We start from the raw sequence: 20,941 nt of genomic DNA, 5'->3' as shown, positions 1-20,941 counted from the left end.
GTACCATTGAGACACTTGTTTGCACAGAGGATGGCCCATGTTCACGGGAAGTATTGTCGCGATTGTTACTCCGATGGATGAAAAAGGTAATGTCTGTCGGGCTAGCTTAAAAAAACTGATTGATTATCATGTCGCCAGCGGTACTTCGGCGATCGTTTCTGTTGGTACTACTGGTGAGTCCGCCACTCTGAACCATGACGAGCATGTCGATGTCGTGATGATGACGCTGGAGTTGGCTGATGGGCGCATTCCGGTGATTGCCGGAACCGGTGCTAACGCCACCACAGAAGCCATTAACCTAACGCAGCGTTTCAACAACAGCGGTGTCGTCGGCTGCCTGACGGTGACCCCTTACTACAACCGCCCATCGCAAGAAGGTCTGTATCAGCATTTCAAAGCCATCGCTGAACATACTGACCTGCCGCAAATTCTGTATAATGTGCCGTCCCGTACTGGTTGCGATCTGCTACCAGAAACGGTGGGCCGTCTGGCGAAAGTAAAAAATATTGTCGGAATCAAAGAAGCAACAGGGAACTTAACGCGGGTAAACCAGATCAAAGAGCTGGTTTCAGACGATTTTGTTCTGCTGAGCGGCGATGATGCGAGCGCGCTGGACTTCATGCAGTTAGGCGGTCATGGCGTAATTTCCGTTACGGCTAACGTCGCAGCGCGAGATATGGCCCAGATGTGCAAACTGGCGGCAGAAGGGCATTTTGCCGAGGCACGCGTTATTAATCAGCGTCTGATGCCATTACACAACAAACTATTTGTCGAACCCAATCCAATCCCTGTGAAATGGGCATGTAAGGAACTGGGTCTTGTGGCGATCGATACGCTGCGCCTGCCAATGACGCCAATCACCGACAGTGGTCGTGAGACGGTCAGAGCGGCGCTTAAGCATGCCGGTTTGCTGTAAAGTTTAGGGAGATTTGATGGCTTACTCTGTACAAAAGTCGCGCCTGGCGAAGGTTGCGGGTGTTTCGCTTGTTCTTTTACTCGCAGCCTGTAGTTCGGACTCACGTTATAAGCGTCAGGTGAGCGGCGATGAAGCCTACCTGGAAGCGGCACCGCTTGCAGAACTTCACGCCCCGGCAGGAATGATTTTGCCGGTGACCTCCGGCGACTATGCGATTCCGGTAACTAACGGTAGTGGCGCAGTTGGCAAAGCGTTAGATATTCGTCCACCAGCCCAGCCGCTGGCGCTGGTTTCAGGCGCGCGTACCCAGTTTACGGGCGATACCGCTTCGCTGCTGGTGGAAAATGGTCGTGGCAATACTCTGTGGCCGCAGGTCGTTAGCGTGCTGCAGGCGAAAAACTATACCATTACCCAACGCGATGATGCCGGTCAGACGCTGACCACCGATTGGGTACAATGGAACCGTCTGGACGAAGACGAGCAGTATCGTGGTCGTTATCAAATCTCTGTTAAACCGCAGGGTTATCAGCAGGCGGTAACGGTGAAATTGCTGAACCTGGAGCAGGCTGGCAAGCCGGTTGCAGATGCGGCGTCTATGCAGCGTTACAGTGCTGAGATGATGAACGTCATTTCCGCTGGCCTGGATAAATCCGTCACTGACGCGGCTAATGCGGCGCAAAACCGTGCTTCCACAACAATGGATGTACAAAGCGGCGCTGACGACACTGGTTTACCGATGCTGGTCGTGCGTGGTCCGTTCAACGTAGTATGGCAACGTCTGCCTGCTGCGCTGGAAAAAGTGGGCATGAAAGTGACCGACAGCACTCGTTCACAGGGCAGCATGGCCGTAACTTACAAGCCACTGTCTGACAGCGACTGGCAGGAACTGGGCGCCCGTGATCCTGAACTGGCATCCGGCGACTACAAACTGCAGGTCGGTGATTTAGATAACCGCAGCAGCTTACAGTTTATTGATCCAAAAGGTCATACGCTGACACAAAGCCAAAACGACGCACTGGTATCAGTCTTCCAGGCTGCGTTTAGCAAGTAAAAATACAGGGCTGGAGTCATCCGGCCCTTTTTTCTGATATGATACGCAAACGTGTGCGTCAGCAGAAAAACGCGATTTTAGCGTTAATTCGCACGAAATTTGTTTGTCGGCGTAGGTCGGTTAAGGCGTTCACGGCACCGCCGACAAAACGACAGGCACACCAGACAGCAAAAGATTTTAAAACGTTAATTCACACCCAGGAGTGATAAAGATGCAAAAGCAAGCTGAGTTGTATCGTGGTAAAGCGAAAACCGTATACAGCACGGAAAACCCGGACCTGTTGGTGCTCGAATTCCGCAATGATACGTCAGCAGGGGATGGCGCGCGCATTGAGCAGTTTGATCGCAAAGGTATGGTGAACAACAAGTTCAACTACTTCATTATGAGCAAACTGGCTGAAGCGGGTATCCCGACTCAAATGGAGCGTCTGCTCTCCGATACCGAATGTCTGGTGAAAAAGCTGGATATGGTGCCGGTTGAGTGTGTCGTGCGTAACCGTGCTGCTGGCTCTCTGGTGAAACGTCTTGGAATCGAAGAAGGTATTGAGCTGAACCCACCGCTGTTCGATTTGTTCCTGAAAAACGACGCCATGCACGATCCGATGGTCAACGAATCTTACTGCGAAACCTTTGGCTGGGTAAGCAAAGAGAACCTGGCGCGTATGAAAGAACTGACTTACAAAGCGAACGACGTGCTGAAAAAACTGTTCGATGATGCCGGTCTGATTCTGGTCGACTTCAAGCTGGAGTTTGGTCTGTACAAAGGCGAAGTCGTGCTGGGTGATGAGTTCTCCCCGGACGGCAGCCGCCTGTGGGACAAAGAAACGCTGGAGAAAATGGACAAAGACCGTTTCCGCCAGAGCCTCGGTGGCCTGATCGAAGCCTATGAAGCCGTCGCCCGCCGCCTGGGTGTACAGCTGGACTGATTTTTCTGATTGCTTATTTTTCAGCCGGAGGATGCTCCGGCTAAATGTCTTCGTTACTCCCGCTACAATACTTCGCATTATCTCCCTTTGACAGAAAAGCAATACCAAGCCAATATGTATATACATAACGTATATCCCAAAGAAGGGGGGGCTATGGAAACTACTGTATTTTTAAGTAATCGCAGTCAGGCTGTCAGATTACCTAAAGCGGTCGCTCTGCCAGAAGACGTTAAGAAAGTAGAAATTATTGCGATTGGTCGTACAAGAATCATTACTCCCGTTGGTGAGTCCTGGGACAGTTGGTTTGATGGCGAAAATGTGAGTGCGGATTTTATGGATATTCGTGATCAACCCGCAATGCAGGAAAGGGAATCATTCTGATGCTGAAATTCATGCTGGATACCAATATCTGTATTTTCACTATTAAGAATAAACCAGTACATGTCAGGGATCGCTTTAACCTGAATTCTGGCCGGATGTGTATAAGTTCTGTAACATTGATGGAGCTTATCTATGGGGCAGAAAAAAGTCAGATGCCAGAACGCAATTTAGCGGTGATTGAAGGTTTCGTATCTCGTTTGGAAGTGCTTGATTATGATAGTGCTGCTGCGACGCATACTGGGCAAATCAGAGCCGAGCTTGCCTGGCAGGGAAGGCCTGTTGGACCTTTTGACCAGATGATAGCGGGACATGCTCGCAGTCGCGGTTTGATTGTGGTTACCAACAATACCCGAGAGTTTGAGCGAGTAGCGGGAATCAGACTAGAAGACTGGAGCTAACATTCTCTTTTACTTCTAACATTCGTAAATTATATAACGTGGAATGAAGCCTTAATTCCTCCATCATTTCCTCCCGCTTTCCTGTGGTAATCTTCCTCTGAACGACCTACGATCATTCCTATAATGAATATATTGTTGAGGTATCTATGCGCTGGCAAGGGCGTCGTGAAAGTGACAATGTTGAAGACAGGCGAAACAGCTCCGGTAGTCCGTCAATGGGCGGTCCCGGTTTTCGCTTACCAACCGGTAAAGGTGGGTTAATTTTACTGGTGGTTGTGTTGGTCGCTGGCTACTATGGTGTTGATTTAACTGGATTGATGACCGGGCAGCCCGTTTCCCAACAGCAATCAACGCGTTCAATTAGCCCAAATGAAGACGAAGCGGCAAAATTCACTTCGGTGATTCTGGCAACCACGGAAGACACCTGGGGACAGCAATTCGAGAAGATGGGTAAGACCTACCAGCAACCGAAGCTGGTCATGTACCGTGGAATGACTCGCACCGGTTGCGGGGCGGGGCAGTCCATTATGGGACCGTTTTATTGCCCGGCGGATGGCACAGTCTATATCGATCTCTCCTTCTATGATGACATGAAAGACAAACTGGGCGCGGATGGTGATTTTGCTCAAGGGTACGTTATCGCCCATGAAGTCGGTCATCACGTGCAGAAACTGTTAGGTATCGAGCCGAAAGTCCGTCAACTGCAACAAAACGCGACGCAAGCGGAAGTCAACCGCTTATCTGTGCGTATGGAACTCCAGGCCGACTGCTTTGCCGGTGTCTGGGGGCATAGCATGCAGCAGCAAGGCGTTCTGGAAACCGGCGATCTGGAAGAGGCGCTGAACGCGGCGCAGGCCATCGGCGATGACCGTTTACAACAGCAAAGTCAGGGGCAGGTGGTGCCAGACAGCTTTACCCATGGTACATCCCAACAACGCTATAGCTGGTTTAAACGTGGTTTCGACAGCGGCGATCCGGCACAATGCAATACTTTTGGTAAAAGCATTTAACTTCCGGGGCAGGGATGGCTGAACTGACGGCGCTTCACACATTAACAGCGCAAATGAAACGCGAAGGGATTCGCCGCTTGTTAGTGTTGAGCGGCGAAGGAAGCTGGTGCGGTGAGAATGCGCTTAAGTTGCGTGACGTATTACCGGGCGACTGGCTGTGGGTTTCGCCGCAGCCAGCTTCTGAAAACCACTGTACGCCATCAGCGCTACAAACTTTACTTGGGCGCGAGTTTCAGCACGCGGTATTCGACGCCCGCCAGGGCTTTGATGCCGCCACTTTTGCCGCACTTAGCGGAACGCTGAAAGCGGGAAGCTGGCTGGTGTTGTTGCTCCCTGCGTGGGAAGAATGGGAAAACCATCCTGATGTCGATTCGCTGCGCTGGAGTGATTGCCCTGGTCCTATTGCGACTCCGCATTTTGTCCAACATCTCAAACGCGTACTTGCGGCGGATAACAACGCTATCCTCTGGCGACAAAATCAGCCGTTCAAGTTGGCGCATTTTGCTCCTTATTCAGACTGGCGTCCTGCTACTGGCGAGCCGCAACCAGAACAACAGCACATATTACAGCAACTGCTGAGCATGCCGCCGGGCGTGGCTGCGGTAACTGCTGCGCGCGGGCGCGGTAAGTCGGCGCTGGCGGGGCAACTCATTTCCCGTATCTCTGGCAGTGCGATTGTTACTGCACCTGCGAAGGCTGCAACGGATGTGCTGTCGCAGTTTGCGGGCGAGAAGTATCGCTTTGTGGCGCCAGATGCCTTACTAGCCAGTGATGAAAAAGCCGACTGGCTGGTGGTTGACGAAGCTGCAGCCATTCCTGCGCCACTGTTGCATCAGCTGGTATCGCGTTTCTCACGCACTTTGTTAACTACAACGGTACAGGGCTATGAAGGCACCGGACGAGGATTTTTGCTGAAATTTTGCGCTCGCTTCCCGCGTCTTCAGCGTTTTGAATTGCAGCAGCCGATCCGCTGGGCGCAGGGCTGTCCACTGGAAAAAATAGTCAGTGAGGCACTGGTTTTTGACGATGAAAACTTCACTCACAAACCACAAGGTGACATCGTCATTTCCGCTTTTGAACAGGCGTTATGGCGAAGCGATCCGGAAACGCCGTTAAAGGTTTACCAGTTATTATCTGGTGCGCACTACCGGACATCACCACTGGATTTGCGACGGATGATGGACGCGCCTGGGCAACATTTCTTAAAGGCGGCTTGCGAAAACGAGATCACCGGGGCGCTGTGGCTGGTGGATGAGGGCGGATTATCTCAAGAACTCAGTCAGGCGGTATGGGCGGGTTTTCGTCGCCCGCGGGGTAATCTGGTGGCCCAGTCGCTGGCGGCGCACGGCAGCAATCCACAGGCGGCGACATTGCGCGGACGGCGGGTCAGCCGGATTGCAGTCCATCCGGCGCGTCAGCGCGAAGGCGTTGGGCAACAGCTCATTGCCAGCGCTTTGCAATATACGCCTGGCCTCGACTACCTTTCGGTAAGCTTTGGCTACACCGAGGAATTATGGCGTTTCTGGCAACGCTGTGGTTTTGTGCTGGTGCGAATGGGTAATCATCGCGAAGCCAGCAGTGGTTGCTATACGGCGATGGCGTTGTTACCGATTAGCGAAGCGGGTAAACAACTGGCAGAACGTGAGCATTTTCGTTTACGCCGCGATGCGCAAATTATCGCGCAGTGGAATGGCGAAACTATTCCAGTCGATCCGCTTAACGATATCGTGGTTACTGACGGCGACTGGCTGGAACTGGCTGGTTTTGCTTTCGCTCATCGTCCGCTTTTAACGTCATTAGGCTGTTTAACACGCCTGCTGCAAACCAGTGAACTGGCATTACCGGCGCTGCGCGGACGTTTACAGAAAAACGCCAGCGATGCGCAGTTATGTACCACACTTAAACTTTCAGGCCGTAAGGCGTTGTTGGCCCATCAGCGTGAAGAGGCGGCACAGGCGCTATTCGCACTTGATGATGCCCGCACTGAACGCCTGCGCGATCGCATAACGCAATGGCAATTTTTTCACTGACTCCTTCAATTTTATCCCATGGTCATTGTGAGTCAGCGGCGTAAAATTAATGACATTAGTTAAGGAGTTCGCCATGAAACATGACCATTTTGTTGTTCAAAGCCCGGATAAACCTGCGCAACAGTTGTTGCTGCTTTTTCACGGTGTCGGCGATAACCCGGTAGCGATGGGGGAGATCGGCAGTTGGTTTGCACCGTTGTTCCCGGATGCGCTGGTGGTGAGTGTCGGTGGCGCGGAGCCGAGCGGTAATCCGGCGGGGCGCCAGTGGTTTTCAGTGCAGGGCGTAACAGAAGAGAATCGCCAGGCACGGGTAGATGCCATCATGCCGACATTTATTGAGACGGTACGCTACTGGCAGAAACAGAGCGGAGTAGGGGCTAACGCCACGGCGCTAATCGGTTTCTCACAAGGCGCGATTATGGCGCTGGAGAGTATTAAAGCCGAGCCCGGCCTTGCCTCACGCGTCATTGCTTTTAACGGACGCTATGCCAGCCTGCCGGAAACCGCGTCTACAGCCACGACAATTCATTTGATTCATGGTGGTGAAGATCCGGTTATCGATTTGGCGCATGCGGTTGCGGCGCAGGAAGCGTTAATCAGTGCCGGTGGTGATGTGACGCTGGATATCGTGGAGGATTTAGGCCATGCGATCGACAATCGCAGTATGCAATTCGCCCTGGATCACTTGCGTTATACCATTCCGAAACATTATTTCGACGAAGCGTTAAGCAGCGGTAAGCCCGGCGATGATGATGTGATTGAAATGATGTAAAAGACAGGTGCCGGACGCGTAGGCCGGATAAGGCGTTCACGCCGGATCCGGCTATGATGCCTGATGCGACGCTGACGCGTCTTATCAGGCCTACGGTTGAGCGCCAGACATTATCCGGCCCCTCAGCTTACTTCTTCGGTTGATCCTTTTTCGGCCAGTCGTCGTCATCGTCCCACTTATCGTTGAAATCACGATGCGGGGGAAGCTCCGGCTTGTTGGCGAGAAATTTCTTATGGTCGACGCGCTTGAGATCTTTAATCACGTTCAGCAGGACGCCCACCAAAAAGACAATCACCAGAATCCACCAATATTTAGCCAGCCAGTCCATGCTTATTTCCTCTTACAGAACGACTCATCAGGCGACGAGCTGTTCCATGATACGTTGATACATACGGGCAAGTAGCTGCAGGTCGGCAGCATTCACACATTCATTAATTTTATGAATGGTAGCATTGACCGGCCCGAGTTCCACCACCTGCGCCCCCATGCGAGCAATAAAGCGCCCGTCGGACGTTCCGCCTGTGGTCAGTAGCTGCGGTTTAATTTCATTATAGTGCTCAACCGCGTTAACGACCGCATCCACCAGTTTACCGCGCGCGGTCAAAAATGGCTGCCCGGAAAGCCACCAATCCACTGTATAACGCAGTTGATGTTTTTCAAGCAGGGCAAGTACCTGCGCTTTGATCATCTCATCAGTCAGTTCGGTACTGAAGCGGAAGTTAAACTGCACAAACAGTTCACCAGGAATAACGTTGTTACTGCCCGTTCCCGCCTGAATATTGGCTATTTGCATACTGGTTGCCGGGAAAAATTCATTGCCCTGATCCCACTCAATAGCCACTAATTCATTAAGGAAAGGTGCTGCGCGATGTACTGGATTATCAGCCAGATGCGGGTAGGCCACATGCCCTTGCACGCCATGAATGGTGAGGTTGCAGGTCAACGATCCGCGACGGCCATTTTTCACTACATCACCGACCACTTCGATACTCGACGGTTCGCCAACCAGGCAGTAATCCAGCCGTTCATTACGCGCCATTAAAGCTTCGACCACTTTGACCGTGCCGTTGTGGGCGCTGGCCTCTTCGTCTGAGGTGATCAGAAACGCCAGTCGGCCTTTATGGTTGGGATGTTGCGCGACAAAGCGTTCTGCCGCCACGACCATTGCCGCCAGCGACCCTTTCATATCTGCCGCACCGCGCCCGAATAGCATACCGTCACGAATGGTCGGTTCAAATGGTGGATTGATCCAACGGTCGGCATCGCCAGGGGGGACTACGTCAGTATGTCCGGCAAAGGCCAGGGTTTCTCCTTGTCCACGCCACGCCCAAAAATTCTGCGTATCCGCAAAATCCATGCGTTCAATGGTAAAACCGATTGCCTGCAGACGGTCGATCATGATTGCCTGACATCCTGCATCATCAGGACTTAAGGATGGGCGGCGAATAAGCTGCTGTGTCAGCTCAATAACCGGACACGACATAGACTACACCTCATGGAAAAATTGCTGATAACTGGATTCACTGAAACCCAGCAGCATAGGCTTCCCGGGCGCGCAGAGCAATGGGCGTTTGATGATTGCAGGCATTTCAGTCATTAATGCCATAGCAGAGGCCGCATCGGTGATGTTGTTGCGGGTGGCTTCGTCCAGCTTGCGCCAGGTGGTGCCACGGGTGTTGAGTAACGCTTCCCAGCCTAATTCGTTGATAAAACCGTTCAATAATTCGCTGTCCAGCCCATCAACGCGGTAATCGTGAAAACGATAGTCGATGTTATTGGCTTCCAGCCAACGGCGAGCCTTTTTAATAGTGTCACAATTTTTGATGCCGTAAAGTGTAAGCATAATGAATCCTTTTTCGATTTATAAGAATAAATACTCATTTAACAGGCGATACATTTCCCCTGCAAATGAATACCAGAAAATATAACATTATTAAGGTGTTTCACTTAACAATTATTAAATAATTGTGAGCGTTTTGAATGCAATTATTAAGAATATTCCCCTAGGTATCTGTCTGTATTTCAAACAGAATTAAGCAAGTATTAGAATCCGTATGAATCTGTTGAAATGTTGCTTTGCATCACATAAAAATCCCTGTCTCAGGGCCATAGTATTTACATAGGTTTTGCCCCGGAGGTAGTAATCACAGCAATCGAATAAATTAGCTTCACCACGGTATATTGTTTCCGTAGAATACCCATAATTATAAGAGAGGTTGTTATGATTGAACGTGAACTGGGGAACTGGAAAGACTTTATCGAAGTTATGCTTCGCAAGTAATTACCAGGACAGAAGGTAAAATGAAAGAACCTGATGAACAGGTTCTTTATCAGAAAGTTGAAAAAGGCGACACGTTGGCATGTCGCCTTTTTTATTGCTTATTCCGGACGTGGCTTAAGAGGGAAGCGACGGCGTACCAGCACAAAGAACAGCGGTACGAAGTAAATCGCCAGAATGGTGGCAGAAATCATCCCGCCCATTACGCCAGTACCCACCGCATGTTGACCACCGGAACCGGCACCGTTGCTGATTGCCATCGGCAATACGCCGAAGATAAACGCCAGCGATGTCATCAGAATCGGACGTAAACGCTGACGACAGGCGTAGAGCGTCGCTTCAAACAGGTCGTGGCCTTTTTGATTCATTTCGTTGGCAAACTCAACAATCAGGATGGCGTTTTTCGCCGACAAACCAATGACTGTTAGCAGGCCAACCTGAAAGTACACATCGTTTTCTAGCCCACGCATCCAGGTTGCCAGCAGTGCGCCGATAACCCCCAGCGGTACAACCAGCATTACCGAGAACGGTACTGACCAACTTTCATAAAGTGCAGCCAGACACAGGAATACCACCAGCAATGAAATGGCATACAGCGCCGGAGCTTGCGCACCGGAAAGTCGTTCCTGGTACGACATCGCTGTCCACTCCAGTCCAAAGCCGTTCGGCAATTGCTTCACCAACGATTCCATAATATCCATCGCGGTACCCGTACTGATGCCCGGGGCGGCTTCCCCGACAATCTCTACCGCAGAATAGCCGTTATAGCGTTCCAGACGCGGCGAGCCTGTTTCCCAGCGAGAGGTCGCGAAGGCGGAGAAAGGCACCATGCCGCCGTCTTTGTTACGCACATACCACAGGTTAATGTCATCTGGCAGCATGCGATACGGCGCGGCAGCCTGCACATAGACTTTCTTCACGCGACCGCGATCCATAAAGTCATTCACATAGCTCGAGCCCCACGCGGTTTGCAGCGTGTCGTTAATATCGTCAATGGCAACGCCCAGTGCCTGTGCTTTGCGCTGGTCGATATCAATCTGCAATTGCGGGCTATCGTCCAGACCGTTATGGCGCACACGAGTAAGTTCTGGGTTTTCCGCCGCGAGCGCCAGCAGCTGATTACGCGCAGCCATCAGCGCATCGTGACCAGCCCCGGCGTGGTCCTGCAACTCCATATCAAATCCAGCGGAACTGCCAAGACCGCTGATAGCAGGCGGGCTACTGGCGATAACGCGAGCTTCTTTGATTTTATTAAATTCTTTTGTTGCACGTTCGATAATGGCAAACGAGGTGCCTGTTTTACTGTCGCGTTCGCTCCAGTCTTTCAGGCGGACAAACATTCGTGCCACGTTTTGCCCGTTACCGCCAGGGCCTGAACCGACCGTAGCAAACACCGACATGATGTTGTCTTTCTCATGGGTGAAGTAATACTTCTCGATCTGTTCCACCACTTTCAGGGTCTGTTGCTGAGTCGAACCGCTGGGTAACTGTACCGAGGTGGTAAACATGCCACGGTCTTCCAGAGGCAGAAACGACGTCGGCAGACGCAGAAACAGGAACACCATGCCGCCTAACAGCAGGACGTAAATCAAAATCCAGCGCAGGCTGCGGTGGAGAATTTTCGCTACCCCTTTTTCGTAGCGTTCGGCGTTGCGGTTGAACATCTGGTTAAACCAGGCAAAAAAGCCTTTCTGCCCGTGATGCTCACCTTTTTTCAGTGGCTTAAGTAGCGTGGCGCACAATGCTGGAGTCAGGATCATCGCCACCAGCACCGACAGCACCATTGCCGCAACAATGGTTATAGAGAACTGGCGATAGATAGCCCCGGTGGTGCCGCCAAAGAAGGCCATTGGCACAAATACAGCAGAAAGCACCATTGCAATCCCGACCAGTGCGCCCTGGATTTGCCCCATCGATTTACGTGTGGCTTCGCGTGGAGTGAGTCCTTCCTCACTCATAATACGTTCGACGTTTTCCACCACCACGATGGCGTCATCCACCAGCAGGCCGATAGCCAGCACCATCGCGAACATGGTTAAGGTGTTGACGCTATAGCCGAAGGCATAAAGCACCGAGAAGGTTCCCATCAACACTACCGGCACGGCGATAGTTGGAATCAGCGTAGCGCGGAAGTTTTGCAGGAACAGATACATGACGAGGAAAACCAGCGCGATAGCTTCTAACAGAGTTTTCACTACGTCTTCAATGGAGGCCTTAACAAACGAGGTGGTTTCATACGCCACCTTGTACTCCAGTCCGGGCGGGAAATACTGCGCCAGTTCATCCAGACGGTTGATCACCAGTTCTGCCGTTGCCATTTCGTTCGCACCGGAGGCCAGTTTTACCCCCAGCCCCGAGGCTGGTTTACCGTTGAAACGGCTAAGATAATCGTATTTCTCCGCTCCCATTTCGACGGTGGCGACATCACCCAGTTTCACTTCCGAACCGTCCTGGTTTACCCGCAGAGTGATATCACGGAACTGTTCTGGCGTTTGCAACAGTGATTGGGCGTTAATGGTGGCGTTGAGTGCCTGGTTATCGACCGACGGCGTACCGCCAAGCTGTCCGACCGCAATCTGCGCGTTCTGTGACTCAATGGCGTCGGTTACATCTTTAGCCGTCATCTGGAAGCTGTTCAGTTTTGCCGGATCAAGCCAGATACGCATCGAGTACTGTGAACCATAGGCGTCGATATCACCAACGCCGTTAACGCGGCTTAACGGATCCTGAATATTACTGGCAACGTAATCGGCAATATCTTGTTTATCCATCGAACCATCGGTAGAGACGAAAGCAATGGTCAGGATGTTAGTATCGCCGGTTTTACGTACTGTCACGCCCTGGTTTTGTACCGCCTGTGGGAGTTTACGCATGGCCGATTGCAGCTGGTTTTGCACCTGTTGCACCGCCTCGTCCGGGTCGGTTCCGGCTTTAAAACTTAAGGTGACAGATGCCTGACCGGTGCCACTGCTTTGTGACGACATATACATCAGGTTATCGAGGCCAGTCATATTCTGCTCGATAACCTGGGTTACGGTGTTTTCCAGCGTCTGGGCTGACGCGCCAGGATAGTTAGCGGTCACTCGCACATTCGGTGGCGCGAGATCCGGGTACTGTTCAACGGGCAATGAGAAAATGGCCAGGGTTCCTGTCAGACACAACAGAATTGCCAGCACCCAGGCAAAAATGGGGCGATCAATAAAGAAATTCGCCATTAAAAGAGGACCTCGTAGTTCTGCGTATCGTTATGGGCATGCCTTGCTTCACTGTAGCGGCAAGGTACGAGCCAATCGTGGAGAAAAAAAGGAGATAATGTAAATTATCATGCCCTTTTATACTGAACCTAAAATGCCAGTATTTAATGAACAGTAGGCAGCATCATATCTGCTGGCTTTCCTCGCTCTCCGCAGTGCGAAAGCTAATACTCACTAACGTGCCGCCGCCGGAAGGTTGCGAAAATGTCAGCGTTCCGCCCAGTCGTTCTGCGCGCTCGCGCATGATATTCAGACCATAATGGCCTTCAGGTTCTTTCGGTTCACCGATGCCAATACCGTTATCACGGATATAGACCGTGTGATTGCCATCCGGCGCGGTGACGCAGCTAACGGCAATTTCGCTGGCGTTGGCGTGCTTCATCGCATTCAGCACCGCTTCGCGAATAATTTGCAACAAATGCACCTGCATCTGCGCATCCAGCGCCAGGGTTGGCAGACGGCAGTCGAGAGTCAGTTTGGCGCTGGTTTGGTTTTGTAATGTATCCAGCATTTCACGCAGCGCAGAGGGGAGATCCGCCTGCTGTAGCGTCAGTCGGAAAGTGGTTAACAGCTCGCGTAACTGCCGATAAGCATCATTCAGCGCCTGGGAGAAATCGGCCATGATACTTTGTGCAGTGGCATTATCTTCGGGTATCGAACGTTTCAGTAACGTCAACTGGATACGTAAATAAGAAAGCACCTGAGCCAGAGAGTCGTGCAGTTCGCGGGCGATGGTCGCACGTTCTTCCATCAACAGTAACTGCTGAAAATGCTTCTGCGCCTGATTAAAGTACAAACCGCGTCCCAGCATCGATGAAACGCTGTTAAGTAGTGGTTCTGATGACGACACGTGGCTGTTTTGCCAGTGCAGCTCGCCGTAAACCGTCTCTTGCATGGTGACCGGTAAAATCTGCATTGGCAGCTCAGGGTTTGGCTTCCCTTCGCTAATCCGCCAGTTATCCCCAACGTTCAGCTCCAGATATTCAGCAGCCTCATTGTCGCGAACAATCTGCAAAATATGGCGGAAACAATGCACATCAATCTGGCTGGTGTTCAGTGCCTGCGAACACTGATAAAGAACCTCCAGGCGACGCTTGGCCTCGTGGAGATCGCGGGTTTTTTCTTCTACTGACGCTTCCAGCGAGCGGTACAACTTATGCAGCTCGCTCGACATCTGGTTAAAGGTTTTTGCAAGCAGTCCCAGTTCATTGGGTAGGCTGGTATCCAGCGGCGGTGAGTCGAACTGCCCGTGTTCAATACGCTGACTGGCGGTAACCAGTTGATTCAGCGGGGCAACCACCTGATGACGAATGCGGCGCAGAGTAAAAAAGACCAGCGTGAATATGCCGATACCGCCAGCCAGAGAAATGGCGACGACCAGCAGCATTTTTCGTTCGGCGTAGTGTTGCAAAGCCAGCACGAAGAGGTCTATCTGATTGACATAATTATTGATATTGGCCTGATACCACGGCAAATCACCCTTGCTGAGCCGATTATTCATCTCCAGCCAGTTGGCATTCAGATGCGCATAGCGGGTTTTTACTGCCTCAGGCACATACCAGACGTTGAGATTAGTTAATACCGGTGAGTGCAGTGCCTGCTGGAACAGCTGGCGATGCGCATTGAGCTGCGGACTGCCGCGTTGTAGATCGTAACCCAGACGATAACTCTGCATACGCAGCGATCCGGCAATATTGATGGCTTCGGCGTCGCGCAAACTGCTCGCCAGAGTTAGCAGAGCGATACCCGTGGAAAGAATCGACAGCAGCACAATGTAAAAAAAGGCCCGGGCTAGACTGGCCGAGACGGGTCGTTTAACAATCACACGCGTCTTCTCCACATAAAATAATTAATGTTCCAGAACGCTGAAACTCAATTTGATAAGCAATGGGATTATTTGATCTGCCACAGTTTATAGCGAAATAGTTACTTTTTCTGGGCACATGAACATTGCCGATTCCCCTGTAAGTCGGGTAATAACAACACTCATATAAAGAATAAGGTTTTTACAACCAAAAAAGAAGGTCGTTATGAATCGTTTTATTATGGCCAACAGTCAGCAATGCCTGGGGTGCCATGCTTGTGAAGTGGCCTGTGTGATGGCTCACAATGATGAGCAACACGTGTTGAGTCAGCACCATTTTCACCCCCGAATTACGGTTATTAAACATCAGCAGCAACGTAGCGCAGTGACTTGTCACCATTGTGAAGATGCGCCCTGCGCCCGTAGCTGCCCTAATGGCGCGATCAGCCACGTTGATGACAGCATTCAGGTCAATCAGCAAAAGTGTATTGGCTGTAAATCCTGCGTGGTGGCCTGTCCATTTGGTACGATGCAAATCGTCCTGACGCCCGTCGCGGCGGGCAAAGTTAAAGCCACCGCGCATAAATGCGACCTGTGTGCAGGGCGCGAAAACGGTCCTGCCTGTGTCGAGAATTGCCCGGCGGACGCGCTGCAACTGGTCACTGACGCTGCACTCTCCGGCATGGCGAAATCCCGCCGCCTGCGCACCGCGCGGCAGGAACATCAACCGTGGCATGCCAGTACCGCGGCACAAGAAATGCTGGTAATGAGTAAAGTCGAGCAAATGCAGGCAACGCCCGCGCGCGGCGAGCCGGATAAACTGGCGATTGAAGCGCGCAAAACTGGTTTTGATGAAATTTATCTGCCGTTTCGTGCCGACCAGGCACAACGGGAAGCCTCGCGCTGCCTGAAGTGCGGCGAGCATAGCGTTTGTGAATGGACCTGCCCACTGCATAACCATATTCCGCAGTGGATTGAACTGGTGAAAGCCGGAAACATCGATGCTGCCGTCGAGCTTTCTCACCAGACCAACACCCTGCCGGAAATTACCGGGCGTGTTTGCCCGCAAGACCGCTTGTGCGAAGGCGCGTGTACTATTCGCGATGAGCACGGTGCGGTGACTATCGGCAATATTGAACGCTACATTTCGGATCAGGCACTGGCGAAAGGCTGGCGTCCCGACTTAAGCCATGTCACCAAAGTCGACAAGCGAGTGGCGATTATTGGCGCGGGTCCGGCAGGGCTGGCCTGTGCGGATGTTCTGACCCGCAATGGCGTGGCGGTGACGGTGTACGATCGCCATCCCGAAATCGGTGGCTTGCTCACCTTCGGCATTCCTTCTTTCAAACTGGATAAGTCCCTGCTGGCACGCCGTCGGGAAATCTTCAGCGCGATGGGGATTCACTTCGAACTCAATTGTGAAGTGGGTAAAGATGTCTCTTTGGATTCGCTTTTGGAACAATACGACGCGGTCTTCGTTGGCGTAGGCACTTACCGTTCCATGAAAGCGGGTTTACCCAATGAAGATGCGCCGGGCGTTTATGACGCGCTGCCGTTCCTCATCGCCAACACTAAACAGGTGATGGGACTTGAAGAGTTACCGGAAGAGCCATTTATTAATACCGCCGGGATGAATGTGGTAGTACTGGGCGGTGGGGATACCGCGATGGATTGTGTGCGTACTGCGCTGCGCCACGGCGCGAGCAACGTCACCTGTGCCTACCGTCGTGATGAAGCCAACATGCCAGGTTCGAAAAAAGAGGTGAAGAACGCCCGTGAAGAAGGGGCTAACTTCGAGTTTAATGTTCAGCCAGTGGCGATTGAGCTGAATGAACAAGGTCACGTCTGCGGGATTCGTTTCCTGCGCACGCGTCTTGGCGAAGCTGATGCACAAGGGCGTCGGCGACCTGTACCGATTGAGGGCAGTGAATTTGTGATGCCAGCCGACGCGGTGATCATGGCATTTGGCTTCAACCCGCACGGGATGCCGTGGCTGGAGTCGCACGGTGTAACGGTGGATAAATGGGGCCGCATCGTGGCGGACGTTGAAAGCCAGTACCGTTACCAGACCACCAATCCGAAAATCTTCGCCGGTGGCGATGCCGTGCGTGGTGCGGATCTGGTGGTTACCGCAATGGCAGAAGGACGTCATGCGGCACAGGGGATTATTGACTGGCTAGGCGTAAAATCAGTCAAATCTCACTGATAGCCTGCGCAGACAAACCCGACTTCACAGCGTAAGATAATTGTTCATTTCGCGCTGTGGAGTCGGTATGACGCAACAAATCACCCTCATTAAAGACAAAATTCTCTCCGATAACTATTTCACTCTGCACAACATTACCTACGATCTTACCCGCAAAGATGGCGAAGTTATCCGCCATAAACGTGAAGTGTACGATCGCGGCAATGGTGCGACGATCCTCCTGTACAACGCGAAGAAAAAGACCGTGGTTCTGATTCGTCAGTTCCGTGTCGCTACCTGGGTTAATGGCAATGAAAGTGGGCAGCTGATTGAAACCTGCGCCGGGCTGCTGGATAACGACGAACCGGAAGTCTGTATTCGCAAAGAAGCGATTGAAGAGACGGGCTATGAAGTGGGCGAAGTGCGCAAATTATTTGAACTGTATATGTCGCCAGGCGGTGTGACTGAGCTAATCCACTTTTTTATCGCCGAATACAGTGACAATCAGCGCGCTAACGCCGGTGGCGGTGTCGAAGATGAAGATATTGAAGTGCTCGAGCTGCCGTTCAGCCAGGCGCTGGAGATGATCAAAACAGGCGAGATACGTGACGGTAAGACGGTGTTATTGCTTAACTATTTGCAAACGTCACATTTAATGGACTGAAAAATAACAATAATATTTCGTTGTTTATTATTGGCTCAATCCGATAAATCCGATTGAGCCGCGCTACCTGCGCAACGAAGATACGACTTGTGCTGTTTGTTTGAACTTCTGGGGTCGTACCGTCCATGCGCTATCGCATTTTCCTTCTCTTTTTTTTCGCTTTGTTGCCGACGTCTTTGGCGTGGGCGGCACCAGCGCAACGGGCGTTTTCCGACTGGCAGGTCACTTGTAATAACCAAAACTTCTGCGTGGCGCGCAATACTGGCGAACATAATGGACTGGTGATGACCCTGAGCCGCAGCGCCGGGGCGCATACCGACGCCGTTTTACGTATTGAGCGCGGCGGGTTGAAATCACCGGATGTGTCGGAAGGGGAAATAGCGCCACGGCTGCTGTTAGATGGCGAGCCGCTGGCGTTAAGTGGTGACAAGTGGCGGATTTCACCATGGTTATTAGTAACCGATGATACGGCAACCATTACCGCGTTTTTGCAGATGATTCAGGAAGGGAAGGCAATCACCTTACGCGATGGCGATCAGACCATTTCTTTGAATGGCTTAAAAGCGGCGTTGTTGTTTATTGATGCCCAGCAAAAGCGCGTTGGCAGTGAAACCGCGTGGATAAAGAAAGGGGACGAACCGCCGCTCAGCGTACCGCCCGCGCCTGCGCTGAAAGAGGTCGCGGTGGTTAACCCAACGCCGACGCCACTCTCACTCGAAGAACGTAACGATTTGCTGGATTATGGTAACTGGCGGATGAATGGTCTGCGCTGCTCGCTTGATCCGTTGCGTCGTGAAGTGAGCGTTACGGCACTGACCGATGATAAAGCGCTGATGATGATTAGCTGTGAGGCAGGAGCCTATAACACCATTGATTTGGCATGGATTGTATCGCGTAAAAAGCCACTGGCCTCGCGCCCGGTACGGTTACGTTTGCCGTTCAACAACGGTCAGGAGACGAATGAACTGGAACTGATGAACGCAACATTCGATGAAAAAACGCGTGAACTGGTGACCTTAGCGAAAGGTCGCGGATTAAGCGATTGTGGCATTCAGGCGCGCTGGCGTTTTGACGGCCAGCGTTTTCGCCTGGTTCGTTACGCCGCAGAACCGACCTGCGATAACTGGCATGGGCCAGACGCCTGGCCCACGTTGTGGATCACCCGTTAAACATCATGGCGTGGACATGTAGGCCGGATAAGACGCTGTAGGCCGGATAAGACGCGTCAGCGTCGCATCCGGCAATCAGCATCCGGCAATCAGCATCAGGCACCTTTTACTCCCAGCACCTTATGCGCTTTTGCCACAATATTCTCGGCGGTAAAGCCAAAGAACGGGAACAGCTTATCCGCCGGAGCAGACTCCCCGTAACCCGTCATCCCGACAATCGCCCCTTTCAAACCAACATATTTGTACCAGTAATCGGCTATACCCGCTTCTACCGCCACGCGGGCCGCAACGTTAGAAGGCAACACCGACTCGCGATATTCCTCATCCTGGGCGTCGAAAATATCGGTCGAGGGCAGGGAAACCACGCGAACATTACGCCCTTCGCCCGCCAGTTTCTCTGCCGCTTGCAGGGTAATTTCCATCTCTGAACCGGTGGCAATCAAAATAATATCCGGCTTGCCTCCGCTGTCTTTCAACACATAACCACCACGAGCAATCTCTTTAACCTGATCCGGCGTACGTTCCACCTGGGCCAGATTCTGCCTTGAGAGGATCAGCGCCGTCGGCCCGTTGTGGCGCTCAACCGCCAGCTTCCAGCCCACCGCTGCTTCCACCTGATCGCACGGTCGCCAGGTGCTGAAATTCGGCGTTAAGCGCAGACTGGCCAGTTGCTCAACCGCCTGGTGTGTCGGGCCATCTTCCCCCAGACCAATCGAGTCGTGGGTATAAACCATAATCTGCCGCGCTTTCATCAGCGCCGCCATCCGCGCGGCGTTACGGGCGTATTCAACAAACATCAGGAACGTCGCGGTATACGGCACAAAGCCACCGTGGTGCGCGATGCCGTTGGCGATGGCGGTCATACCAAATTCACGCACCCCGTAGTGAATATAATTCCCCGCCAGATCTTCCTTCAGCGACACAGAACCTTTCCAGATAGTGAGATTACTTGGGGCCAGATCCGCCGAACCACCGAGCAGCTCCGGCAGCATAGGGCCGTAGGCGTTAAGCGTATTTTGCGACGCTTTACGGGTAGCGATTTTCGCCGGATTCGCCTGCAACTCATTGATATATTTCTGAGTCGTTTTCTCCCAGTCCTTCGGCAGACCACCGCTCATTCGGCGAGTAAACTCTTCAGCCAGCTGTGGATGGGCCTTTTTATAAGCGGCAAACTTCTCATTCCAGCTCTGCTGGGCTTTTTCACCTTTTTCGCGGGCATCCCAGGCGTGATAAATCTCTTTGGGGATCTCAAAGGGCGGATGGTGCCAGCCCAGTTTTTGCCGTGCCAGCGCCACTTCTTCTTCCCCCAGTGGTGCGCCGTGCGCCTCCTCCTTACCCGCTTTGTTAGGCGAACCAAAGCCAATCACCGTGCGGCAGATAATCAGCGATGGTTTATCTTTCACGCTTTGTGCTTCAAGGATCGCTTCCTTAACCGCCTGCGGATCGTGGCCGTCGATCTCGTGGACAACATGCCAGTGGTAGGCTTCAAACCGTTTTGCCGTATCGTCGGTAAACCAGCCTTCGGTTTCACCATCAATCGAAATACCGTTGTGATCGTAAAAGCCAATCAACTTGCCGAGTCCCAACGTTCCTGCCAGCGAACAGACTTCATGAGAGATGCCTTCCATCAGACAGCCGTCGCCCATAAACACGTAGGTGAAGTGATCGACAATCTCATGATCTGGCTGGTTAAACTGCGCTGCCAGCGTGCGCTCCGCTATCGCCAGTCCAACCGCGTTCGCCAAACCTTGCCCCAGCGGCCCGGTGGTGGTTTCAACACCTGGCGTATAGCCAATCTCCGGGTGACCTGGGGTTTTCGAATGCAACTGACGGAAGTTCTTCAGCTCTTCCAGCGGCAGGTCATAACCAGTCAGATGTAGCAAACTGTAGAGCAACATCGAGGCGTGACCGTTGGAAAGAATAAAGCGGTCGCGGTCATACCAGGTCGGATCGGTGGGGTTATGTTTGAGAAAGTCGTTCCACAGCACTTCGGCAATATCGGCCATGCCCATCGGCGCGCCGGGATGACCAGAATTGGCTTTTTGCACCGCATCCATACTGAGCGCGCGAATCGCATTGGCAAGGTCTTTTCGGGACATAAAAC

Annotated in this window: 18 protein-coding genes; 12 read left to right on the top strand and 6 right to left on the bottom strand. The window is 52.3% G+C overall.

Annotated elements, in window-relative coordinates; genetic code table 11:
• Nucleotides 1–37: 37 nt before the first annotated feature.
• From dapA to ypfH, 8 genes are all read left to right on the top strand, one after another.
• A complete protein-coding gene (gene dapA / locus FEM44_RS02420; protein WP_135521576.1) occupies nt 38–916 on the top strand; it encodes a 4-hydroxy-tetrahydrodipicolinate synthase in 879 nt (292 codons plus the stop codon).
• A gap of 16 nt (nt 917–932) precedes the next feature.
• Complete coding sequence (gene bamC / locus FEM44_RS02415; protein WP_130207447.1) at nt 933–1,967, top strand: outer membrane protein assembly factor BamC; 1,035 nt, start codon at nt 933–935, stop codon at nt 1,965–1,967.
• Nucleotides 1,968–2,178: 211 nt separating this feature from the next.
• Nucleotides 2,179–2,892, top strand: a complete 714-nt coding sequence (gene purC, locus FEM44_RS02410; protein ID WP_001295467.1) for a phosphoribosylaminoimidazolesuccinocarboxamide synthase — start codon at nt 2,179–2,181, stop codon at nt 2,890–2,892.
• Nucleotides 2,893–3,045: 153 nt separating this feature from the next.
• Nucleotides 3,046–3,273, top strand: a complete 228-nt coding sequence (gene vapB / locus FEM44_RS02405; RefSeq protein WP_000450525.1) for a toxin-antitoxin system antitoxin VapB — start codon at nt 3,046–3,048, stop codon at nt 3,271–3,273.
• Nucleotides 3,273–3,671: a type II toxin-antitoxin system tRNA(fMet)-specific endonuclease VapC gene (gene vapC / locus FEM44_RS02400; protein WP_135521578.1), complete on the top strand. Its 399-nt coding sequence runs from the start codon at nt 3,273–3,275 to the stop codon at nt 3,669–3,671. Before vapB ends, vapC begins: the two co-directional genes overlap by 1 nt.
• A 146-nt stretch (nt 3,672–3,817) precedes the next feature.
• Nucleotides 3,818–4,681, top strand: a complete 864-nt coding sequence (ypfJ, locus tag FEM44_RS02395) for a KPN_02809 family neutral zinc metallopeptidase (RefSeq protein ID WP_135521580.1) — start codon at nt 3,818–3,820, stop codon at nt 4,679–4,681.
• 14 nt (nt 4,682–4,695) lie between these two features.
• Nucleotides 4,696–6,711, top strand: coding sequence for a tRNA cytosine(34) acetyltransferase TmcA (tmcA, locus tag FEM44_RS02390; RefSeq protein WP_135521582.1), 2,016 nt, complete (start codon nt 4,696–4,698; stop codon nt 6,709–6,711).
• Nucleotides 6,712–6,784: 73 nt separating this feature from the next.
• Nucleotides 6,785–7,483 carry an esterase gene (ypfH, locus tag FEM44_RS02385; RefSeq protein ID WP_135521584.1) on the top strand — a complete coding sequence of 233 codons (699 nt, stop codon included), beginning with the start codon at nt 6,785–6,787 and terminating at the stop codon, nt 7,481–7,483.
• Between the two features lie 127 nt (nt 7,484–7,610).
• On the opposite strand, the gene FEM44_RS02380 is transcribed toward ypfH, so the two are convergent.
• The 3 genes from FEM44_RS02380 to FEM44_RS02370 are packed head-to-tail and all read right to left on the bottom strand — an operon-like array spanning nt 7,611 to nt 9,326.
• Nucleotides 7,611–7,811 carry a YpfN family protein gene (locus FEM44_RS02380; protein ID WP_000383836.1) on the bottom strand — a complete coding sequence of 67 codons (201 nt, stop codon included), beginning with the start codon at nt 7,809–7,811 and terminating at the stop codon, nt 7,611–7,613.
• A gap of 27 nt (nt 7,812–7,838) precedes the next feature.
• A complete protein-coding gene (gene dapE, locus FEM44_RS02375; RefSeq protein ID WP_130207439.1) occupies nt 7,839–8,966 on the bottom strand; it encodes a succinyl-diaminopimelate desuccinylase in 1,128 nt (375 codons plus the stop codon).
• A gap of 3 nt (nt 8,967–8,969) precedes the next feature.
• Nucleotides 8,970–9,326: an ArsC family reductase gene (locus FEM44_RS02370; RefSeq protein WP_135521586.1), complete on the bottom strand. Its 357-nt coding sequence runs from the start codon at nt 9,324–9,326 to the stop codon at nt 8,970–8,972.
• A 378-nt stretch (nt 9,327–9,704) separates the two neighbouring features.
• Between FEM44_RS02370 and ypfM the strand changes: the two genes are divergently transcribed.
• A complete protein-coding gene (ypfM, locus tag FEM44_RS02365) occupies nt 9,705–9,764 on the top strand; it encodes a protein YpfM (RefSeq protein ID WP_001386977.1) in 60 nt (19 codons plus the stop codon).
• A 98-nt stretch (nt 9,765–9,862) separates the two neighbouring features.
• Here ypfM and acrD read toward each other — a convergent pair whose 3' ends face one another.
• Both acrD and narQ read right to left on the bottom strand, forming a co-directional pair.
• Nucleotides 9,863–12,976 (bottom strand): multidrug efflux RND transporter permease AcrD, encoded by a 3,114-nt coding sequence (gene acrD, locus FEM44_RS02360; protein ID WP_135521588.1) that lies wholly within the window; start codon nt 12,974–12,976, stop codon nt 9,863–9,865.
• A gap of 163 nt (nt 12,977–13,139) precedes the next feature.
• Nucleotides 13,140–14,840: a nitrate/nitrite two-component system sensor histidine kinase NarQ gene (gene narQ, locus FEM44_RS02355; RefSeq protein WP_135521590.1), complete on the bottom strand. Its 1,701-nt coding sequence runs from the start codon at nt 14,838–14,840 to the stop codon at nt 13,140–13,142.
• Nucleotides 14,841–15,045: 205 nt separating this feature from the next.
• Here narQ and aegA point away from each other — a divergent pair, with 205 nt between their 5' ends.
• The 3 genes from aegA to FEM44_RS02340 all read left to right on the top strand — a co-directional run bounded on the left by aegA (nt 15,046) and on the right by FEM44_RS02340 (nt 18,837).
• On the top strand, nt 15,046–17,025 hold the full coding sequence (aegA, locus tag FEM44_RS02350) for a formate-dependent uric acid utilization protein AegA (protein WP_135521592.1): 1,980 nt from the start codon (nt 15,046–15,048) through the stop codon (nt 17,023–17,025).
• 67 nt (nt 17,026–17,092) lie between these two features.
• Nucleotides 17,093–17,668 carry a GDP-mannose pyrophosphatase NudK gene (nudK, locus tag FEM44_RS02345; protein WP_000193711.1) on the top strand — a complete coding sequence of 192 codons (576 nt, stop codon included), beginning with the start codon at nt 17,093–17,095 and terminating at the stop codon, nt 17,666–17,668.
• Nucleotides 17,669–17,793: 125 nt separating this feature from the next.
• The gene (locus tag FEM44_RS02340) at nt 17,794–18,837 is read left to right on the top strand and encodes a DUF1176 domain-containing protein (protein ID WP_135521594.1); all 1,044 of its coding nucleotides are present in this window, start codon (nt 17,794–17,796) and stop codon (nt 18,835–18,837) included.
• Nucleotides 18,838–18,932: 95 nt separating this feature from the next.
• On the opposite strand, the gene tkt is transcribed toward FEM44_RS02340, so the two are convergent.
• Complete coding sequence (gene tkt, locus FEM44_RS02335; protein ID WP_135521596.1) at nt 18,933–20,936, bottom strand: transketolase; 2,004 nt, start codon at nt 20,934–20,936, stop codon at nt 18,933–18,935.
• Nucleotides 20,937–20,941 lie beyond the last annotated feature (5 nt).

The organism is Escherichia sp. E4742, assembly GCF_005843885.1.
Classification (GTDB): domain Bacteria; phylum Pseudomonadota; class Gammaproteobacteria; order Enterobacterales; family Enterobacteriaceae; genus Escherichia.
Note: the sequence above shows the minus strand (reverse complement) of the source record. Positions and strands in the feature narration are given on the sequence as shown.

Bases quoted from the DNA above. Each gene is read 5' to 3' on its own strand.
- dapA (WP_135521576.1), top strand. From the start codon at position 38: ATGTTCACGGGAAGTATTGTCGCGATTGTTACTCCGATGGATGAAAAA.
- bamC (WP_130207447.1), top strand. From the start codon at position 933: ATGGCTTACTCTGTACAAAAGTCGCGCCTGGCGAAGGTTGCGGGTGTT.
- purC (WP_001295467.1), top strand. From the start codon at position 2,179: ATGCAAAAGCAAGCTGAGTTGTATCGTGGTAAAGCGAAAACCGTATAC.
- vapB (WP_000450525.1), top strand. From the start codon at position 3,046: ATGGAAACTACTGTATTTTTAAGTAATCGCAGTCAGGCTGTCAGATTA.
- vapC (WP_135521578.1), top strand. From the start codon at position 3,273: ATGCTGAAATTCATGCTGGATACCAATATCTGTATTTTCACTATTAAG.
- ypfJ (WP_135521580.1), top strand. From the start codon at position 3,818: ATGCGCTGGCAAGGGCGTCGTGAAAGTGACAATGTTGAAGACAGGCGA.
- tmcA (WP_135521582.1), top strand. From the start codon at position 4,696: ATGGCTGAACTGACGGCGCTTCACACATTAACAGCGCAAATGAAACGC.
- ypfH (WP_135521584.1), top strand. From the start codon at position 6,785: ATGAAACATGACCATTTTGTTGTTCAAAGCCCGGATAAACCTGCGCAA.
- FEM44_RS02380 (WP_000383836.1), bottom strand. From the start codon at position 7,811: ATGGACTGGCTGGCTAAATATTGGTGGATTCTGGTGATTGTCTTTTTG.
- dapE (WP_130207439.1), bottom strand. From the start codon at position 8,966: ATGTCGTGTCCGGTTATTGAGCTGACACAGCAGCTTATTCGCCGCCCA.
- FEM44_RS02370 (WP_135521586.1), bottom strand. From the start codon at position 9,326: ATGCTTACACTTTACGGCATCAAAAATTGTGACACTATTAAAAAGGCT.
- acrD (WP_135521588.1), bottom strand. From the start codon at position 12,976: ATGGCGAATTTCTTTATTGATCGCCCCATTTTTGCCTGGGTGCTGGCA.
- aegA (WP_135521592.1), top strand. From the start codon at position 15,046: ATGAATCGTTTTATTATGGCCAACAGTCAGCAATGCCTGGGGTGCCAT.
- nudK (WP_000193711.1), top strand. From the start codon at position 17,093: ATGACGCAACAAATCACCCTCATTAAAGACAAAATTCTCTCCGATAAC.
- FEM44_RS02340 (WP_135521594.1), top strand. From the start codon at position 17,794: ATGCGCTATCGCATTTTCCTTCTCTTTTTTTTCGCTTTGTTGCCGACG.
- tkt (WP_135521596.1), bottom strand. From the start codon at position 20,936: ATGTCCCGAAAAGACCTTGCCAATGCGATTCGCGCGCTCAGTATGGAT.